General features: G+C 31.4%; 18 protein-coding genes. 6 read left to right on the top strand and 12 right to left on the bottom strand.

The annotated features are described in order from the left end of the window. The 3 genes from pstA to phoU all read left to right on the top strand — a co-directional run bounded on the left by pstA (nucleotide 1) and on the right by phoU (nucleotide 2,534). On the top strand, nucleotides 1-912 hold the full coding sequence (gene pstA / locus KA830_RS08335) for a phosphate ABC transporter permease PstA (RefSeq protein ID WP_210134178.1): 912 nt from the start codon (nucleotides 1-3) through the stop codon (nucleotides 910-912). Between the two features lie 92 nt (nucleotides 913-1,004). Beyond that, entirely contained in the window at nucleotides 1,005-1,886 is an 882-nt protein-coding gene (pstB, locus tag KA830_RS08330) for a phosphate ABC transporter ATP-binding protein PstB (protein WP_046208304.1), read from the top strand. A 3-nt stretch (nucleotides 1,887-1,889) separates the two neighbouring features. After that, complete coding sequence (gene phoU, locus KA830_RS08325) at nucleotides 1,890-2,534, top strand: phosphate signaling complex protein PhoU (protein WP_046208305.1); 645 nt, start codon at nucleotides 1,890-1,892, stop codon at nucleotides 2,532-2,534. 111 nt (nucleotides 2,535-2,645) lie between these two features. Here phoU and pepF read toward each other — a convergent pair whose 3' ends face one another. After that, nucleotides 2,646-4,460 (bottom strand): oligoendopeptidase F, encoded by a 1,815-nt coding sequence (pepF, locus tag KA830_RS08320; RefSeq protein WP_204180032.1) that lies wholly within the window; start codon nucleotides 4,458-4,460, stop codon nucleotides 2,646-2,648. A 264-nt stretch (nucleotides 4,461-4,724) separates the two neighbouring features. On the opposite strand from pepF, the gene KA830_RS08315 reads away from it, so the two are divergent. Together KA830_RS08315 and KA830_RS08310 are read left to right on the top strand one after the other, a co-directional pair. After that, on the top strand, nucleotides 4,725-5,075 hold the full coding sequence (locus tag KA830_RS08315) for a hypothetical protein (protein WP_070038133.1): 351 nt from the start codon (nucleotides 4,725-4,727) through the stop codon (nucleotides 5,073-5,075). Nucleotides 5,076-5,256: 181 nt separating this feature from the next. Continuing rightward, complete coding sequence (locus KA830_RS08310; RefSeq protein WP_064208979.1) at nucleotides 5,257-6,012, top strand: MerR family transcriptional regulator; 756 nt, start codon at nucleotides 5,257-5,259, stop codon at nucleotides 6,010-6,012. A 959-nt stretch (nucleotides 6,013-6,971) separates the two neighbouring features. Here the strand turns inward: KA830_RS08310 and KA830_RS08305 are convergent. Further along, a complete protein-coding gene (locus KA830_RS08305) occupies nucleotides 6,972-8,168 on the bottom strand; it encodes an SAM-dependent methyltransferase (protein WP_204180033.1) in 1,197 nt (398 codons plus the stop codon). A gap of 197 nt (nucleotides 8,169-8,365) precedes the next feature. Between KA830_RS08305 and KA830_RS08300 the strand changes: the two genes are divergently transcribed. After that, nucleotides 8,366-8,887: a DUF308 domain-containing protein gene (locus tag KA830_RS08300; protein WP_204180034.1), complete on the top strand. Its 522-nt coding sequence runs from the start codon at nucleotides 8,366-8,368 to the stop codon at nucleotides 8,885-8,887. A 399-nt stretch (nucleotides 8,888-9,286) separates the two neighbouring features. Here KA830_RS08300 and KA830_RS08295 read toward each other — a convergent pair whose 3' ends face one another. From KA830_RS08295 to KA830_RS08250, 10 genes are all read right to left on the bottom strand, one after another. Then, nucleotides 9,287-10,546, bottom strand: a complete 1,260-nt coding sequence (locus tag KA830_RS08295; protein WP_070658514.1) for an aminoacyltransferase — start codon at nucleotides 10,544-10,546, stop codon at nucleotides 9,287-9,289. A 32-nt stretch (nucleotides 10,547-10,578) separates the two neighbouring features. Continuing rightward, nucleotides 10,579-11,838 (bottom strand): aminoacyltransferase, encoded by a 1,260-nt coding sequence (locus KA830_RS08290; RefSeq protein WP_046208312.1) that lies wholly within the window; start codon nucleotides 11,836-11,838, stop codon nucleotides 10,579-10,581. A 292-nt stretch (nucleotides 11,839-12,130) separates the two neighbouring features. After that, complete coding sequence (locus KA830_RS08285; RefSeq protein ID WP_204180035.1) at nucleotides 12,131-12,790, bottom strand: DJ-1/PfpI family protein; 660 nt, start codon at nucleotides 12,788-12,790, stop codon at nucleotides 12,131-12,133. 132 nt (nucleotides 12,791-12,922) lie between these two features. Further along, nucleotides 12,923-13,654: a tryptophan synthase subunit alpha gene (trpA, locus tag KA830_RS08280; protein WP_204180036.1), complete on the bottom strand. Its 732-nt coding sequence runs from the start codon at nucleotides 13,652-13,654 to the stop codon at nucleotides 12,923-12,925. Further along, nucleotides 13,647-14,861, bottom strand: a complete 1,215-nt coding sequence (gene trpB / locus KA830_RS08275) for a tryptophan synthase subunit beta (protein WP_073342178.1) — start codon at nucleotides 14,859-14,861, stop codon at nucleotides 13,647-13,649. Before trpB ends, trpA begins: the two co-directional genes overlap by 8 nt. Before the next feature lie 2 nt (nucleotides 14,862-14,863). After that, nucleotides 14,864-15,493 (bottom strand): phosphoribosylanthranilate isomerase, encoded by a 630-nt coding sequence (locus KA830_RS08270; RefSeq protein WP_204180037.1) that lies wholly within the window; start codon nucleotides 15,491-15,493, stop codon nucleotides 14,864-14,866. Further along, nucleotides 15,490-16,272: an indole-3-glycerol phosphate synthase TrpC gene (gene trpC, locus KA830_RS08265; RefSeq protein WP_192945998.1), complete on the bottom strand. Its 783-nt coding sequence runs from the start codon at nucleotides 16,270-16,272 to the stop codon at nucleotides 15,490-15,492. The genes KA830_RS08270 and trpC overlap by 4 nt, the downstream gene beginning before the upstream one ends. Then, the gene (gene trpD, locus KA830_RS08260) at nucleotides 16,256-17,272 is read right to left on the bottom strand and encodes an anthranilate phosphoribosyltransferase (protein WP_204180038.1); all 1,017 of its coding nucleotides are present in this window, start codon (nucleotides 17,270-17,272) and stop codon (nucleotides 16,256-16,258) included. Before trpD ends, trpC begins: the two co-directional genes overlap by 17 nt. Beyond that, nucleotides 17,241-17,837, bottom strand: coding sequence for an anthranilate synthase component II (locus KA830_RS08255; RefSeq protein WP_204180039.1), 597 nt, complete (start codon nucleotides 17,835-17,837; stop codon nucleotides 17,241-17,243). Before KA830_RS08255 ends, trpD begins: the two co-directional genes overlap by 32 nt. Further along, on the bottom strand, nucleotides 17,834-19,243 hold the full coding sequence (locus tag KA830_RS08250; protein ID WP_210122816.1) for an anthranilate synthase component I: 1,410 nt from the start codon (nucleotides 19,241-19,243) through the stop codon (nucleotides 17,834-17,836). The genes KA830_RS08255 and KA830_RS08250 overlap by 4 nt, the downstream gene beginning before the upstream one ends. Between the last annotated feature and the right edge of the window lie 461 nt (nucleotides 19,244-19,704).

The following is a 19,704-nucleotide window of genomic DNA, read 5'->3' as shown; positions in this document are numbered from 1 at the left end:
ATGGCAGAGACAAATACTAAAGCGCTTGTTAATCAACAAAAAGTTGAGAAAAAACTTTCCAGTAGGTTAGCAACAAATAAATTCAATAAATGGGCATTTTTCACATGTACTTTAGTAGCCTTACTTTTTTTAGCTGCTTTAATTATAGATACACTCATTAAAGGTGCAGGGCATTTAACACCGTCGTTCTTCACCAATTTCTCATCTTCTACGCCTTCAATGGCCGGTGTGAAAGGCGGTTTAATCGGTACAATTTGGTTAATGATTACTATTATTCCAATTTCAATTATATTGGGTGTAGGTACAGCAATTTATTTAGAAGAATATGCTAAAGATAATGCATTAACAAGTTTTATTAAAGTTAGTATTTCAAACTTAGCTGGTGTGCCTTCAGTCGTTTTTGGTTTACTTGGCCTCACTATTTTTGTAAGAGGTATGGGTATAGAAGCGCTTGCTTTAAGTAACTCTGTACTTGCTGCGGCTTTAACTATGTCGTTACTTATCTTACCAGTCATTATCGATGCAAGCCAAGAAGCCATCAGATCGGTGCCAAGCTCTGTTAGAGAAGCTTCATATGGCTTAGGCGGAAACAAATGGCAAACGATTCGCCGTGTTGTATTACCAGCAGCGATTCCTGGTATATTAACAGGCTTCATTCTAGCATTATCTCGTGCATTAGGTGAAACTGCACCACTCATACTCATTGGTATACCAACCGTATTATTAAGTTTACCATCAAGTGTTTTCGACCAATTCCAAGCGTTGCCAATGTCGATTTACAATTGGGCAAAACTACCACAAGATGAATTCCAAAATGTTGCGTCGGCCGGTATCATTGTCTTGCTAGTGATTTTACTGCTAATGAACGCAATCGCAATATTCTTAAGAAACAAATACAGTAAAAAATATTAATGTTATTTCAAAATCAAATTTAATTAAGCGGTTATTTTGGGGAAAATTATAACTTTATAGTTTATAACATAATCGCAAAAGGAGTTTTAATTATGACTAAAGATACAATTAAAGAAGAAAAATCAAAAATCGCAGAACATACAAATCAAGATTCTGCACCAATTGCATCGATTGATAGAGAAACAAATAAAAATGACAATAAAATTCCTGATAGTGAGAAAAAAATAGTCTATTCTACAAAAAATTTAGATTTATGGTATGGCGATAATCATGCTTTAAAAAACATCAATCTAGATATTTTAGAAAATAACGTCACTGCAATCATAGGACCATCAGGTTGTGGTAAATCTACTTATATTAAAACATTAAATAGAATGGTAGAACTTGTGCCATCTGTTAAAACAGCAGGTAAAATCATTTACCGTGATCAGAATATTTTTGATGAAAAATATTCTGTTGAAAAATTAAGAACAAATGTTGGAATGGTTTTCCAACAACCTAACCCATTCCCAAAATCCATATATGATAACATCACTTACGGACCTAAAATACATGGTATTAAAAATAAAAAGATTCTTGACGAAATTGTCGAAAAGTCTTTACGTGGCGCTGCAATATGGGATGAGTTAAAAGACCGCTTAGATACAAATGCATACAGCTTATCAGGTGGTCAACAACAACGTGTTTGTATCGCACGTACATTAGCAATTGAACCAGATGTTATTTTAATGGATGAACCAACATCTGCGTTGGATCCAATTTCAACATTGAAAGTAGAAGAACTCGTACAAGAGTTAAAAGAAAAATATTCAATTATTATTGTTACACATAATATGCAACAAGCTGCGCGTGTTTCTGATAAAACAGCATTTTTCCTTAACGGCTATGTAAATGAATACGACGACACTGATAAAATCTTCTCTAATCCTTCAGACAAACAAACAGAAGATTATATCTCTGGTCGCTTCGGTTAAGATATGGTTATTAGAGAAAAATATGAAGGCCAATTAGACGAATTAATGAAAGATTTACGTCGACTTGGCCTTCACGTATATTATAATATTGAATATGCATTAAGATCGTTAAGTGAAGAGGATAGAAATTATGCGCGGCAAACAATTGCGAACGATAAGGATATTAATGCCTTAGAAACAGAAATAAATGAAAAAGTGATTATGTTAATCACTAAACAACAGCCTATTGCTACTGATTTAAGATTAATGATGGCTGCACTAAAAATCGCTTCTGATTTCGAAAGAATAGGTGATAATGCCGCAAATATTGCCGAAATTAGATTACGCGCTAAAATCACCGATGAATACGTGCTTACAAGATTGAATACTATGGGTAAACTCGCATTATTAATGTTAAAAGATTTAGATGATGCAGTAAAAAGAGATGATGTCACTTTAATTAAGGAAATTATCGAACGTGACGAAGATATAGATGATTTATATAAAAATATCGTTAACACAACTTATTTAATAGATAACGACCCTTTTGTTGCAGGACAAGCACATCTAGCAGCTAGACATTTAGAACGTATTGGTGACCACATTAGCAATGTTGCAGAAAGCATTTTTTACTTTGTCACAGGTGAACGTTACGAATCATATGATTAAATACAAATAGCACGATGTCGAATATTAGCTACATCCAGTTGGAAATCCGGATTTGCTTATTTTATCGGCATCGTGCTTTATATTTAAGATAGATCTTTGTTTATATTATAGTTATTGATCTTCAGCCTCGATTTCATCTGTAAGTTGTTCTAACTCATCTACCAAGTTACCTATATATGCAATTGTCGCTTTTAGTGGTTGATCTGTGCTAATATCAATACCAGCTAATTGAGCTAATTCAGCAGGTGATTGGCTACCTCCTGCTTTCAATGTAGTTAACCAATCATTCACAGCAGGTTGTCCCTCTTGTTGAATACGTTGTGACATTACCGTACCAATTGTTAAACCAGCAGAATACGTATACGAATATAATCCCATATAATAATGTGGTTGTCTCATCCATGTAAGTTCTGCACCTTTTGTGAATTTAACACTTTCTCCAAAAAATTGAGAATAAACATCCAACATAATTCGATTCAATAACGGTGCAGTCAATGATTCACCATCATCAACTTTTTTATATACCTCGCGTTGATACGCTGCTTCTAGTAAGTGCGTTACCATATTGTGATAATAAGTTCTAGAAACGATAGAACCAATTACCCAGCGCTTAAATTGAGCATCACTACTGTTTTTGAATAAATAATTTGCCATTAGCATCTCATTCATTGTCGATGGTGCTTCTACAAAATACATGGACGGTTCTGATTCTAAATAATTTTGATGACTTTGTGCTAAGGTAAAATGACCAGCATGACCTAATTCATGTGCTAAAACAAAGGTTTCAGTCATTTTTCCAGTCCAAGAAATAAATATATATGAATGTGTAGCATATGGACTTGCACAATACGCACCAGTATCTTTACCTTTATTTTGAGCAAAATCTATCCATCTATCTTGATAGGCCGTTTCAACCATATTTAAATAATCTTTACCTAAAACATTTAATGCACCATAAATATACTTTTTAGAATCCTCAATAGAGATATCGGGTTCGTAATTAGGATCTATAGATATTTTTAAATCTTCAAAATGCATGACTTCTAAGCCATGAACACGTTTAATCAATTTTGCATATTTTTGCATAATAGGTGCTAAATCACTCATAATAACATCAATTTGGCGATCAAACATATCTCGATTAATTTCTTGATCTTGTAATAGGTAATCTATTACAGAATCATAACCGCGTAAGTCTGCTTCAATTTTTTCTTGTTGTACTTGCATATTATATGTCGCAGCAGTTGTATGTTGATACTTATTTAATGCATCGCTAAATTTTTTGAAACTAATTCTTCTAAATGCTTCTTCTGGATGATCTTCATATTCATTTTCAAAAGTAGCATAATCTAAAGAGTATGTTTTGCCTTTATATTCAAATGAGTCAAACTCTATATCTAACATCTTCGTGATACCATATAATTCAAAAGGGCGTTCAAACACTGATGATAAACTTGCTAATGTTTTTTCAACTTCAGGACTAAGTTGATAAGGTTTGCGTGTCTTTAATTTTTCCAAAAAATGTGGGTATTTAGATGTTGAGATAAAACGCTTGAACGTTTCATCTGAAAGTGCCAATATTTCTGACTCAACAAATGATAATTCACTCGCAATTTTCCCAAACGTATTTGAAAATTTAGCACTTAATGTTTGTGCTTGTTCATTTGTTGTATCAACACTTAATCTCAACTCTGCATAATTTGCCATTTTATCTAATTCAATCAGGATATCAGAATATATAGCCAATGCCTTTTCAATTATAGTAGGATTATCCAATTGATGAACATAGTTTTCATTAAATGTTTTAGCAGCAGCTGTTGTTTTTTCTAAAGTTTGATAAAATGCTTCATCGGAAGAAAACAGAGCTGAAATGTCCCAAGTTATTTCATCAGAAACTTCATTTCTAAGTGGTAAAGTATCCGCCATTTAATCACTCCTAGTTATGTATAATAAATTCAATTTTAATTATACATGAAATCACCTTGTAAGATACAATTGTGCGTTTATATGCTAAATTCGCATCAGAAAACAAACTTTCTACTTGAACAAAACAAATGTTAATTGACGTGATTGAAGCAATATTTTAATATATTATTATACGATTCAAGATGGATATGATATATAATTTCGTTTAGTATAATAATATTGTTATAATGACAAATATGTCGATTTTTATAAGGAGCGCTATAAATGACTATTTTTGATTTACCCAATTTTTTATGGATTACAGTGGTAGCTGTTATAATAGTTACATTATTCTGTACACTTGTTTTAAATAAATGGTTTACATCAGCTATTTTAACATTTGTAATTTTAGCTATTGCTGCATTCTTAATACCTAATTTCGAAAATATTACTTACGAGCCATTATTAGGTTTTGCTGCATTTATGGCGGTACTAAGTTTAATCATGAGCTTTTTAATTTGGTATTTCACACGTGACTTTAGACGTAAACGTCGAGAAAAAAAGGCGCTTAAAGAAATGCGAAAACGTGGTATCTCACCTGAAGACGAAGCACATGAGTTTAAAAGAAGAAAATAATTATTTAAATGTAACATAGAAAATTAATCCCATAATAATTGCGTCAATTAATATGGTTAAAAGTCCCAGACATATTTTGTCTCAGGGACTTTTTTTATACTGCTATAAATTATGTAAAAAGTTATTATTGACCCTAACGTTCCGTTAAAGATTATAGTTATTATATAAGGAGGTAAATTAAATGCAAATGACAGTTAAACAGATTGCAGATTTAGTAGGTATCAGTGTGCGTACGTTACATTATTATGATGAAATTCATTTATTAAATCCTACCAAACTGTCTAAATCGGGGTATCGGCTATATTCAGAAGCAGACTTAGATAAACTACAACAAATATTATTTTTTAGAGAGCTAGATTTTCCTCTTAAAAAAATTAAATCAATCATTGCTAGTCCATCCTTTGATAGACAAGAAGCCTTAAAAATGCACAAACAATTGCTTATAGATCGAAAAAATCGAACCGATCAAATGATTCAAACAATCGATCAAACGTTACGCTATATGAGGGGAGAAATAACTATGACAAATGAAGAAAAATTCAAGGGTTTTAATTTTGACAATTTACCCAAAAGCTATGATGAAGAAGCACGTAAAAAGTGGGGCGATACTACCGTTACGAAAGCGAACGAGCATATCAACTCATGGTCAGATAAAGAAAAAGATGTAAAAACTAAAGAAATGAATGATATCTTTTCAACTTTTGCCAATTTAAAAAGTCAATCGCCAGAATCTGTTGAAGTCCAATCAAATGTGCAAAAATGGTATGATTATTTAAATTCAAACATAAATTTTGATTACACACTAGATATCTTTGAACGTTTAGGTCACTTGTATGTCGAAGACGAACGATTCAAAGTAAATATTGATAAATTTGGAACCGGCACCGCTCAATTCATTAAAGACTCAATTGAAGTTTATGTAAAGAACAATCAATAATAATATTGCCTTTATTAAATCAAAAAAATTACGATTTGATTTAATAAAGGCATATATTTTATATGACATTATCTGTTAATTACGTTAAATAACTACGTCAAAATCAACAATAATAAATTATAGATTTACAGCAAATATTTAACATACAATCTAACTTACTGGCTATAAAGACACATGGTCGTTTGATATTTACAGTCATGAATACAGTATTAATATAACTCATAATCTAATTTAAACAGAAACTAAAATATAAATTAATGCAAAATAGGTGCCCTATATCAAAATATACATAACTTCCTATAATATATATTATGTAAACTAAAATGCTAACTGAAATATGTATGCCGATTTTCGTCTTATTTAAAAGATATTTATCACTTACTTTATTAAAGTCCAAGTATTACTTAATCCAGCTTTGATAAATCATCAAAATCTATACGTTTAAAATGAATTGAAAACATACATTAACAACAATTTCAATTTCAATATGTCTATGTTAGTCATCATCATTATATGTATTTAGTTTCATTCATTTGCTCTTAATTTTTCAACAGCAATGCTCAATATATAATTTTTATAATCTTACTGTAGAGATCTAAATACCGATAACATATTTATAAACATATTTATAAACAAATTTTTGTTCGCTCATTTGCAATCATATCTACATTGATACACAAAAACGAAGTTCAACGTTCAAAAATCGACTTCTCAGCGCTTCAAAATGATATAGCTTTATTAAAATAATTATAAGTTTTAAAAATATAAGCGAGAATGCTATCAAACATTACTCGCAATATTCTTTAACTGTATGGTTTTTAATTAAACCTGTAATATTTATAGTTTACATAACATAAATAAAGTAAACTATAAATTCCGATTACTTTAAGTACTATATAAATATAAATGGTGTTAAAACAGAAAATTAAGTTTCAACACCATTTATCAAAATTTTTGTATTAATTATCACAGTATAAATAATCTCTTGTCATTGGAAGTTCATTATTAACACCTTTTGTGATTAAAAATTGGTGCAAATCGGAAACACCACATGTGAAGTTTGCCGCACATGCATTTAAATACAAACGCCACATTCTTATAAATCGCTCATCAAATTGTTCGCGTACTTTATTTATATTTGCTTCAAAATTTTCTGCCCAGTTACGTAAAGTTAAAGTGTAATGTCTTCTTAAGCTTTCTACATCTACAATTTTCAAGTTATTTTGTGACATATTGTCAATTAATGCTCTTATTGAAGGAATTGCACCTCCGGGGAAAATATATTTAGTGAGAAAGTCGTTACCTTCTACTTCAACAAGTCCAGTAATACAATGTAACAATGCAACACCGCCATCGTTCAATAACTTATGTGTATTTTCCATGAATATAGGAATATGATCATGCCCAACATGTTCTAACATGCCTACACTTACAATTCGATCAAAAGTTCTTTTTTCATTAATAAGTTCTCTATAATCCATTAACTTAACATCCACCTGGCCAATCAAACCTTCAGCTTTTATGCGTTCTTTTGTTTTGATATATTGTTCTTCACTTAATGTAATACCTAATGTTTGAACATTATATTGTTTTGCAGCTTCAATAATAAGATGTCCCCATCCAGATCCAATATCCAATAAACTCTGGCCAGACTGTAAATTTAACTTTTTTAATATATGGTTAATCTTGTTAACTTGAGCGGTATATAACGAATCTGCTTTCGTTTTAAAATATGCACATGAATAATTCATCGTTTTATCTAACCATAAGCGATAAAAATCATTGCCTAAGTCATAATGAAATGAAGCATTTTCTTTAGCATTTTTTTTAGTATTTTTATATTTTTTTCGAGAATGCACATGCTTTTGCTTAGGTTTATTTATAAAACTTCTTTGTTGTGAAAAAATGGATTCCATAATATATTCTAAATCCCCATCGACTTCAATATCTTTATCCATATAGCCTTCAGCTAATGCAATCATGGGATTTGTTTTTAGAAGTTTTTTATTTAACGGTTTGTTAAAAATTAAATGGAATTTAGCAACTCCATCGTTATAATTTACCACTGAACCATCCCAAAACGTTACACTAAACGGATCAGTAGCTAAATTTTTTAGTATCTTTTTATAAATTGATTTTTGAATCGAAATACCCATTAATCAAACACTCCCTAACGTAAAATGAATATTTATTTTAAAACCCTATATCTTATACATTGGACCTAAATATTGATTAAATCAAACAAAACAGATTACTTTGCTATTCGTTTTTGTTAACATAACATTATTATGATTTACCAAAGTGTTGAATTCTTTCATTACGGGTAAATGTTATTGAGATTGGAGTGTAAAACATGCAACAAAAAACGGGAATTAGATGGTCCAGTTTATTAATTGGTGTTTTCTTCTTGATTATAGGTGTTTTTATCATTAGTTTTCCTGAAGAAAATTTATTTGCTATTACTTGGCTAATAGGTATTTTATTCGTTATTAACGGTTTCATTGAAATTTTTGTGAGACGCATTATGAAACAAGCTACGCAAAAGGGTTCAAATTTGCTGATTGTCTTAGGTATTATCAACATCATCATCGGCATGCTTATATTATTTAATGTAGTAACAAGTACGACATTTATTGTTTACTTATTTGCTATATGGTTTATTATTAATGCCGTTTTAAATATGTTTACAATTACACCCGCAGAAGGTTCAAACAAACGATTTCATATGGTATCTATCTTATTAAATATTATAGAAATTATATTGGGTGTAATATTATTATTTAATCCATTGTTCGCTGCTGTTATTATCGCTATATTTATGAGCGCAGTTTTCTTTATTATTGGAATAACTTATCTCATAGACGCCTTACGTTAATTTATTCTTTTAAAAACGTATTTAAAATGTAAATGTATAGTAAGCACATTTTAAGATTATAATAAATTAATAATATAATATAAGAATTTACTATTTCAATTATAGAATAAAATAATATTGCGCTTCTTATGAGTGAGTTATATACTAAAAATGTGGAAACAACCAGAATAGACATCGCATGATTATCCACATAAAAGGAGTTGGCAGAAATCTAATTTTCAGCCGCGGCAAAAATGACTAGAATTGAAAAATTATTAGGGTTTATCAGAGCTTCAGTTCAGTCATCTATTGCCAAAATAAAATGAGGTTCGGCGAATACATTATGTCGCTACCTTTTTTGAACATAAGAAAGCATACTGGCTTAGGGCTTATATACCAGTATGCTTTCTTTTTTATTTTTTATTTTTTAATTTTTTTCCTAATATTGTTAAGCGTATTGAATAACTTATATTTTGTTTTTTTGATTGGTTTATAAAAATCACCAATTAATTCTTCGATTTGTACACCGAAACCACGCTTAAATCGGTAAACACCATAGTCTTCACTATTTTCAGTGAAGTCACCAGATAAGCCATAGAAATTATAACGACCATATCCGTGATCAAAACAATAATTAATCATAAACCAATGCATCATATATGGCCCCATATATTGATTGTATTTCTCAGATGACCCACCTGAGAAGTAATTCACTTCATATGCATTAGCAAAATATACGCCTGCTGCAAGATTTAAGATTGAGCCATCTGTCTGTCTTAATTCACTCGCATGTAATAATTCTTTTTTATCATGTTCAATTTGTTTATCGATTTCAGCAATTTTTTTCAATTGCTTGTCAGATTTATTCTCATTTTGCATCATTTGATCTCTACGTGCTTCTTTTTCATTAATACTTTCTTGTGTATGCGTAACATATTCATCTAAATCAATATAAGCTAGAGGAATCAAAGCTTTATCCCCATAATTATCTATGAAATTATAGAAATATTCATCCGTTTTGGATACAAAACCAGCACGTTTTTCAGTTTCACGATAAAGTGATAAAAAGATATCAAATTCTTCTCTTTCTAAAAATCTTACTCTCACGCCGAAATTAATAGCTTTATTTATATTTCGTTTTCTTTGACTATCAAACTGTTTTTTTAATGACGCAGGTGTTTTACCATCTAAATTAAGCACACCCATCCATCTAACCTGACTTGATGTATCATATTCTGTTGTAAACCCATGATGCGTATATCCATGAGATTTAAATAAATTAACAAGCGCATCATTTTCTTGATGATCAGCCATTGGATGAATATCTTTATCATAAATTTGGTATATCCAATAAGGGTCCATTTTTACATATAAGCAATTTTGTTTTTGAAGATAAGTATCTAATTCACGTAAATAGAAATCAACTAAACCTAAATCTTTATAATCCATGACTGGACCACGGTTTGAATAATAAACATAGCTTCCCATAGTTGGGATTTTAGAGAAAAGACTAGCTGCGATAACTTGATTATCATCATCTTTTAAGCCTAATAAAACAACTTGAAAACCATCTTCTTCTCTAGTAGCTATATTTTCTTTTACTTGAAAGTAATGACTCTCTAATGCTGGATTTTGTACAAAATTGTCAAATTCTTTGACAGTTAACTCTGTAAATTTCATTATAGCTAGTTCCTTTCTAAATATAATACGTATTACTTTTTATCTTTTAATCCCTTTAACATTGTATAAATTTTGTACATTGGCTTATTGATTGGTTTTATAAAATCACCAACATATTCAACTACATCAGCGTTGAATCCTTTTTTAAACTTCACAACACCTGCATCTTCTGCTTCTTCCGAAAAATCACCACTAATGCCATAGAAGTTATATCTATCGATATTATTATCGATTGCATAATTAATCATTTTCCATTGTATTGCATAGCTTCCTGCAAAATGTCTAAACTCGTTAGATGTTCCTCCCGCATAATACACTACTTCGTATGGATTGACGATAAAGAATGCTGCTGAAATTGGTAATTCATTACCGTGTTGTTCTTGTAATGATTTAGCTTCATCAATCTTTTGTTGATTTGCAATAAGTTGTTTTTCTAAATTTTCTTTTTTATTATATGCTTTTTTATTTTCTGGACGTTTTTCTATATCTTTAAGCGCTTTGTTAATATCTTTACTTAACACTTCACGCTCTGACTTGAGTTCATCGATGTATGCTTCAAAATCCATATAGGCTAATGGCACTAATACACGATTCTTATAATACTTCAGTCTATTGTAATAGAAGCTGTCTTCTCTATCATCAAAATCTTTCGATTCTGAAGTATCTTCCATAAACGAACGGAAAATTGGTAATTCATCTTCGCCTAAGAATCTGACTTTCACACCATTTTTTTGAACTTTTTTTGTATTACGTTTACGCAAACTATCCATATCATTTAGGACATCTTTTGCTGTCTTATCTTTTAAATCTAAAACAGAGTGGAATCTTATTTGAATAATTGGATCAAAACCAGTTAAAAACCCTTGATGTTTATATCCAAGTTGCTTCATTTTATCGAAAATCCAATCATGACCAGCATTTTCTAATACATCTCCATCATGATTTCGATATTGATATGCAAGGTATGGATCTACTCTTAAATACAATGCATTATGTTTTTTCACATATTTAGCTAATTCATTGAAAAAATAATGGACAAGTTCTTTATTTTCGAAATCAATCACCGGTCCACGATTTGTATAAAAATATTTGAATATTTTCATAACCGGTACAGCAGTTAATAAGCAGGCTGCTATAACTTCATTTTCATTATTTTTCACGCCTACCAAATGCGTTTCTGTACCTTCTGCAATTTTTAACTCATAATTCCCTACCATTTGTGTAAAATGACTGTTGGGCATATGGTCAACAAATGCACCAAACTCTTTTGCAGTTAAATTCGTAAATTTCATTTTATATACTCCTATTTGTCTATAGTACTTTATTTCGAGTTTAAACTTTAATCTTAATTATTATACAATATTCAATTATAAAACTAAATCGATACCCTAGTTAGAATTACTAAATGCTACAATTTACTTATAATTTATGTGTTGTTTTATTATAGCATTACTTTTATTCTAACAAAGAATAACTATTTAAACACAAATCTTAATTAAATTATGAAAAAATAAAAACTACTAACAAGTTTTATACTTGTTAGCAGCTTAGGTTATCTAAAATCACCTGGTTTTTAAAGACTAGCTATTTTAAGGCATCTTTTAGTGCTTTACCGATTGCTACACTAGATTGAGGATTTTGGCCAGTGATGAATTGGTTATCTGTTTCAACATGTTCTGTGAAGTTATCTTTTGGAACAAATTTAGCGCCTTGTTGCTCTAATTCTGTTTGCGTTAAAAATGGTACTTTATTTTCTAGTCCCATCGTACGCTCTTCATTATCTGTAAAGGATGTTAAAGTAACACCTTCTACAAGATATTTACCATTTTTGTCTTTTGCACCGACAAATGCACTTGGACCATGACATACAGAACTGATAAATTTGCCTTCATCTTTAAAATCAGACAATATATTCGCTAATTTTTGATTATGCGCGAAATCAAATACTGTACCGTGACCTCCTGGTAGGTATACTGCATCATATTCTGAAACATTAATATGATCTATATTTGGCACATCACTAATTTTTTCTACAAATTGTGCGTATTTCGTTAATTCATCATTTTGAGTTGAATTTGGATCTAAAGGAATTTCTCCACCTTCAATTGAAACGATATCTACGTCGATACCTGCTTCCGTTAAAATATGATGCGGTTCACTTGCTTCCTCTAACCATAATCCTGTTGGTGTACCGTCTTCATATTGTGCTCTACTTGTTATAATGAATAAAACTTTTTTATTCACGATTGTCACCTCTTCATTTATTTAGGTTTTTATCTGCTTGAACTCAGTTAGAATTCAATTCTGTGTTTCGATATTGACTATCTATTTCAAACAATACCCACCTAAAATAAACTTTACACATCAACCGTTAATTTATACATCATCTAACGCTGTTCTAATAGATTTTAGATATGCGATTGTTGATGCATTTTGATCTTGTTCAAACCGTTTAACAATTTCACTACCGATGACTACACCATCAGCTACTTCGCTAATATCATTAACATGAGCTTTAGTTCGGATACCAAAACCTGCCACTACAGGTACATGCGCTTTGTTTTTAATTTTTTCAATTTTTCGTTTCAGCTCTGGATGGAACTTTCCATTTTCTCCTGTTGTCGCATTCATTGTAACTGTGTAGATAAACCCTTCCGCATTTTCAGCAATTTGATTGATGCGTTCATCAGATGTTGTCATAGCAACTAATGAAATAATATTAACTTTACGGTGAGGATGTCTATTTTTTAATTGTTGGACAAGTTCATGTGGCAAATCAGGTATTATTAAGCCATATACACCAGCTTTCTCACATGCGTCAAAAAAAGCGTCTTCTCCATAATGATTAATGATATTGATATACGTCATAAGTACGTATTGACTGTTTATAGCATCACGATGTGCAGTCAGTTCATTAAAAATATATGTGATATTCACACCTTGTTGTATGGCTTTATTACCGGCTTCCATAATCACTGGTCCATCAGCTACTGGATCTGAAAATGGCACCCCTATTTCAATAATATCCGCGCCTGATTCACCTAATATTTTCATGTTTTCAATAAAATTTTTGTTCCCCATGATATAGGGAATAAATAATTTATGCATTACTTTCGCCACCTTGTCTCATGTAATTTCTAATTGTTTCCATATCTTTATCACCGCGCCCTGACACAGTAACAACAATGATTTGATCTTTATCCATAGATGGTGCTAACGCTTCTACAAAACTTAGTGCGTGTGCACTTTCTATCGCAGGTATAATACCTTCTGCCTGAGTGAATTTCACTAAGGCATCCATAGCTTGTTTATCGCTAGCAGTTGCATATTTAACTCTACCAATATCATGATAATATGAATGTTCCGGTCCTACACCCGGATAATCTAACCCAGCTGAAATGGAATGTGCTAATTCTATCTGTCCATTTTCATCTTGTATTAAATACATTTTCGTACCATGTAAAATACCTTCTTTTCCTTTATTTATTGCGAGTGCATGTTTGTCACTGTCAATGCCCTCACCTGCTGCTTCAACACCATATAGCGCCACATCATCTTGAATAAATGGGTAAAATGTACCAATTGCATTTGAACCTCCACCTACGCATGCAACCATCGCATCTGGTAAACGTCCTTCCTTAACTTTGATTTGATCTTTGATTTCATTACCTATAACTTTTTGGAAATCCCTCACGATAGTTGGAAATGGATCTGGACCTAAAGCAGACCCTAATAAATAATGTGTATCGTCTACATGACTTACCCAATATTGTAGCGCCTTATTAACTGCATCAGATAACGTACCCTGACCTTCCGTTACGGGTTCTACTTTTGCACCAAGTAATTCCATTCTAAATACATTTAATTCCTGTCTTTTGATATCTTCTTCACCCATAAACACTACGAGCTCCATATCAAACAATGCCGCTGCTGTCGCACTAGCAACACCATGTTGTCCTGCACCTGTTTCTGCAACTAATTTATTTTTGCCCATTCTTTTAGCTAAAAGTGCTTGACCCAAGGCGTTATTAATTTTGTGAGCACCGGTATGATTTAAATCTTCTCTTTTTAAATATATTTTTGCGCCACCTAGCGCTTTTGTATATGATGCTGCATATGTTAACGGTGTCTCTCTTCCTACATAATCTTTTAAATAATTATTCAGTTCATTCTGAAACTCAGGATCTATTTTAGCTTCTCCATAAGCTTGTTTAAGTTCTTGAATTGCTGGCATTAACGTTTCAGGGACATATTGACCACCAAAATCACCAAAAAATCCAAATTCATCTGCTTCTGTCTGTATGTTTTTAACCATATTTAATTAACTCCTTTTACAAGTTCTATGATTGCTTGCATTTTATTGCTATCTTTTATACTATTTGTTTCGATACCACTTGCAATATCATAACCATTGTGATTTAAATTAAGTTTATTTATACTTTGAATATTTTTATAATTCATTCCGCCAGCTATTAAAAAATCTACATCTTTTATATCTTTTAAGATTTCCCAATCATAGGATTGGCCAGTACCACCGTAAGCAATTGAAGGTGTATCAATTATAAATTGGTCTACAAAATCTTTATAATATCGAATGTCTTTTGCTAATGTATTTGCATTTTTTGCAGGCAAAGCTTTAATAATTTTTATATTACTTTTTTTCTGACGTATAAAATGAATAGTTTCTAATTTTTCTGTTCCATGTAATTGAATGGTAGTAATATTTGTATTATCTATGAGATGACTGATTGTTTGATGATCTGGATTTACTACAATTACTACTTTGTCTTTATCTTTTGGTATTAAATTTGCAAATGCCTGTATCTTATCAATTTCCACATAACGTTTACTATTGGGATAATGAATAAAACCTATTGCATCAATATTTAAATCTTTTGCCTTATTTACATCTTCAAGTGTTTTAAAACCACAAAATTTCAATTTCATCCTTTCACCTTATCTAACTTAAGACTTGGTAAAAACTGACTTAAATCATCACATTTCATTAAAGATTCACCAATAAGCAAACCATCAATACCTGCGTTTACAATGTTTAATACATCTTGTTGATTACGTATGCCACTCTCAGAAATATAATAATAACCTGCTTTTTTATTTTCTAAAATTTCATTGGTATGCAAAACATCTGTTACAAATCGTTTTAAATCTCTATTGTTTACACCAATAATTTTGGGATTCAACTTGTAAGCACGTGCCAACTCTTCTTTATCATGAACTTCTACTAAAACTTCTAAATTTTTTGAAGTCGCGTAATCATATAATTCTTTCAACTGCTTGTCGGTTAATACATTTACAATGAGTAAAATGATAGACGCTCCTGCTTTTTTGGCAACATCAATTTGAATAGGATCAACTACAAAATCTTTACACAATACTGGTAAATCTGTGACCTGTGTCAATGTTTGTAATCGTTCGTAACTTCCGCCAAAATAATGTTCGTCTGTTAAAATTGAAACTGCATTAGCACCAAATGCTTCATACGCCCTAACCTGTTGTGTTAAATCTCTTCCTGGAAGTTCAGATAATGTCGGACTTTTTGATTTTATCTCAGCAATTACTGATAATTGATCAGCTTGTGATAACTGTGATTCAAACGTTTGTTTATGCGTGATGTCTATTTGCTTAAGGTCAGATAATTTTTTTGTATAATAACCGCTTTGTAACAATTCCTTTTTATAAGCTACGATTTCATCCAATATAGTCATACGTTTTGCCTCCCATTTTGTTGTATTGTTTGAGCGCATCTCCATTTTTAATCAGCATCTTTGCTTTATGAACACCTTCTTGAATGGTGGTAGCTTTTTCAGAAACATATAAGGCAATGCCTGCGTTCAATAGCACCACATCTCTTTTCGCGCTTTGATCTTTACCATTTAATATTTGTTTTGTGATTTCTAAATTTTCCTGGGGAGTTCCTCCTATTAAATCTGCATTTGGGGCATAATCTAATCCTACATCTGTCGCATTAATAGTATAAGATTTAATATATTTATCTTTCGTTACTTCATATAGTGTGTTTTCCCCGGATAATGTAGCTTCATCCATACCATTGGCCCCATGTAAGACGATTGCTCTCTTTCTACCTAAATCAGCTAATGTTTGAGCAATTTTATTTAACTGTGAAGATTCATAGACACCCATCACTTGATAATCTAATTTGAACGGATTAATGAGTGGTCCAGTAACGTTAAAAATAGTTGGATTACTAATGGCTTTCCTTAACGGTTGGATATGTTTCATAATTGGATATGTTTCAGTCGCATTTAAAAAAACAAGCCCTTGTGCTTTTAAATGCGTTGCTGTTTCCTCAACATTTCGCGTTGGAATACACATTGCATTTAATAAATCGGTACTCCCTGAAGCTGACGTAACACTTCTATTACCATGTTTAATCACTGGAACACCTGCACTAGCCAATACAAAAGATACTGTTGTTGAAATATTAAAGCTATTAGATTTATCTCCACCAGTCCCACAAACGCACATACTATTAGGATAAGTTGGTTGTTCAGGGTACATAGATCCTATTAAACTTTTCGACATATATGTTAATTCTGCTTGACTCGGTTCTCTCTCTGAAAAGGCTTCTAACAGTTCTCTTTTAGTATCGATTTCTAATTGATCCGTGATCAATAATTCTATAAATTCATTCATTTGTGCTTGATCAAGTGGTTTATACTGTTTTATATGATTTTGTAGACTCAATATAATTGGCCTCCTCTACTATATTTAAAAAGTTACTTATGATTGCTTCCCCATATTCTGTCGCAAAAGATTCTGGGTGATATTGAATACCAAAATGTAAATAATTAATATGTTCAAATGATTGAATACTATCTTTTGTTTGAGCAGTTATTTTTAGTGTATCTGGTAATGTTTTTGGGTCACTAATCAATGAGTGGTACCTCATTATTTCAGAATATTCTGTAATATTCCGGTATAGTTTAGACTCACTTACAATCTGCATTGTATCTTTTTTTCCGTGACATATTTTTTTACTCTGGATAACATCTCCGCCGTGGTAACATGTCAATGCTTGTGATCCCAGACATACACCTAATATCGGTTTATATTTATAATGTTCAATAATATTGAGTAAATGGTTAGTATCTAGCGGATGTCCAGGGCCAGGTGATATAACCAAACCATCTATTTCTAAATCAAATATATCTGCATCGTCTGGATATTTAATAATTACATCAGAAGTCTTTCCTACAATATCGACTAAGTTATACGTAAAAGAATCGTAATTATCCACTACTAATATCATGGTGTAACCTCCAATAAACTTTTGGCTTTTAATTTTGTTTCTTCTAATTCTTTTTCAGGTATTGAATCATAGACGACACCACATCCTGCTTCTACATTGATATACGTTTCATCAATCATCATTGTACGAATCGCTAAGGCAAAATCTAGGTCATGATTACAGTTGATATATCCTATACCACCACTGTATACACCTCTTTTTTGAGGTTGTGCTTCATATATTCTTTGTATCGCTCTTAATTTAGGTGCGCCAGACACAGTACCCGTTGGTAATAAACTTGCGATTACAGTCATCGGTGAATAATTTGATTTCAGCTTTCCTGTTACCTCACTCACAATATGCATCACATGTTCATAGCGTTCTATTGACATTAATTTTTCAATTTTAGAACTAGCAATTTCACTTACTCTATGAATATCATTTCTACCTAAATCAACAAGCATGCTATGTTCGCTTATCTCTTTTTCATCGCTGATTAACTGTTTTTCATTTTCAAGATCTTCTTTGTCAGTCGCGCCCCGTTTTATTGTTCCAGCTATTGGGTTTGTTACTACATTTTGTCCTTTCACTTTGACAAAACTTTCAGGCGAACTACCTACAATAATTGGTTCATCAAAATTCAAATAATACATATAAGGACTTGGGTTTTGTCTCTTTAAATTTTGATAAAGCTGATAAGATAATTGTTGTAAATTCATTCCAAAATCATGTTTGTACTTATATATAATTGAAGGTACAACTTGAAACATATCTCCTTGTTGTATCAGCGATTTCATTTCGCTAACAGTTTTTTTAAATTGATCAGGAGCAATATTTGACTCAATTGCTTTTGCTTTTGTGTCATTTTTTATAGGTGCAGGATATATATTTACGTCTTGTAACTCATCAACATGACGTTTGACACGGCGTGCTAATTGTGCTTCACTTTCATTTGAAAACAAGTTTGTGGATATAACATATAGATGCTCTTTGTAATGATCAAATACATATACATCCTCTACCATGTAAAATTTAGCATCGTGTTGTTTATGGTCAGCTAAATCGATTTGCTTTAATACAGGAAATTCATGTCTTACTAAGTCAAAACTACACGATCCAACAAATCCCGATACAAACGGTAATTGTGCTAAATCTTCATCTTCTATTTCTGCTTTATATTGATCTATAAAAGCTTTCAACTTTTCATATGGTGCTTCGTTTTCTATTTCATTTTGCCTATCATTGTATTGAATGACCATATTTTCATTATCTAAAGTCACGGCGCCGTACACATCAAATATTACAATTGAATAGCGTCCTTTTACTTTAGATTGTTCTGTACTTTCCAATACTATTTTTCGTTTTTTCAATCTTGCCAATGCTTCTGGTGTTACTTCAGCATTTATCCTTTGATATTGTACTTTCATTTTTATTCCTCCTCATAAAAAAATCAGCATCCTTAAATATTAATTAAGGACGCTGATGCGCGGTACCACCTAAATTAGTAGACATTATCAGTTTCATCTACTCACTCATTTAATTATGCAATTTTAATCCAACAAAACCCAATTTCAGTATGTGTAGGTGTTAGTTTTCATCTACCACTAACTTTCTGCTTGCTACCATTCACAACTTACTACATTTTGTTTTTTTATAAAAAAACACCACACTAACGCATGCTGTAAGGACGCGTTACCGTGGTGCCACCTTAGTTAACAATTTCATTGCTCACTTTAAATGCTATTATATTATCCTCACGTTTAAAAGCCCAATTCACAATATATGTTGTGCTAATTTTCATCTGCCATTAGCTTTCTACTTGCTACAAATCATATACGTTACTTTATCTTTCAAACGGCAACTATCGTTGCAAAATGAATTAACTAGA

This window comes from Staphylococcus sp. GDY8P119P (assembly GCF_017892075.1).
GTDB lineage: Bacteria > Bacillota > Bacilli > Staphylococcales > Staphylococcaceae > Staphylococcus > Staphylococcus ureilyticus.
The sequence above is the reverse complement of the archived record's forward strand: the minus strand, read 5'-3'. Positions and strand labels throughout refer to the sequence as shown.

Bases quoted from the DNA above. Each gene is read 5' to 3' on its own strand.
- pstA (WP_210134178.1), top strand. From the start codon at position 1: ATGGCAGAGACAAATACTAAAGCGCTTGTTAATCAACAAAAAGTTGAG.
- pstB (WP_046208304.1), top strand. From the start codon at position 1,005: ATGACTAAAGATACAATTAAAGAAGAAAAATCAAAAATCGCAGAACAT.
- phoU (WP_046208305.1), top strand. From the start codon at position 1,890: ATGGTTATTAGAGAAAAATATGAAGGCCAATTAGACGAATTAATGAAA.
- pepF (WP_204180032.1), bottom strand. From the start codon at position 4,460: ATGGCGGATACTTTACCACTTAGAAATGAAGTTTCTGATGAAATAACT.
- KA830_RS08315 (WP_070038133.1), top strand. From the start codon at position 4,725: ATGACTATTTTTGATTTACCCAATTTTTTATGGATTACAGTGGTAGCT.
- KA830_RS08310 (WP_064208979.1), top strand. From the start codon at position 5,257: ATGCAAATGACAGTTAAACAGATTGCAGATTTAGTAGGTATCAGTGTG.
- KA830_RS08305 (WP_204180033.1), bottom strand. From the start codon at position 8,168: ATGGGTATTTCGATTCAAAAATCAATTTATAAAAAGATACTAAAAAAT.
- KA830_RS08300 (WP_204180034.1), top strand. From the start codon at position 8,366: ATGCAACAAAAAACGGGAATTAGATGGTCCAGTTTATTAATTGGTGTT.
- KA830_RS08295 (WP_070658514.1), bottom strand. From the start codon at position 10,546: ATGAAATTTACAGAGTTAACTGTCAAAGAATTTGACAATTTTGTACAA.
- KA830_RS08290 (WP_046208312.1), bottom strand. From the start codon at position 11,838: ATGAAATTTACGAATTTAACTGCAAAAGAGTTTGGTGCATTTGTTGAC.
- trpA (WP_204180036.1), bottom strand. From the start codon at position 13,654: ATGCATAAATTATTTATTCCCTATATCATGGGGAACAAAAATTTTATT.
- trpB (WP_073342178.1), bottom strand. From the start codon at position 14,861: ATGGTTAAAAACATACAGACAGAAGCAGATGAATTTGGATTTTTTGGT.
- KA830_RS08270 (WP_204180037.1), bottom strand. From the start codon at position 15,493: ATGAAATTGAAATTTTGTGGTTTTAAAACACTTGAAGATGTAAATAAG.
- trpC (WP_192945998.1), bottom strand. From the start codon at position 16,272: ATGACTATATTGGATGAAATCGTAGCTTATAAAAAGGAATTGTTACAA.
- KA830_RS08255 (WP_204180039.1), bottom strand. From the start codon at position 17,837: ATGATATTAGTAGTGGATAATTACGATTCTTTTACGTATAACTTAGTC.
- KA830_RS08250 (WP_210122816.1), bottom strand. From the start codon at position 19,243: ATGAAAGTACAATATCAAAGGATAAATGCTGAAGTAACACCAGAAGCA.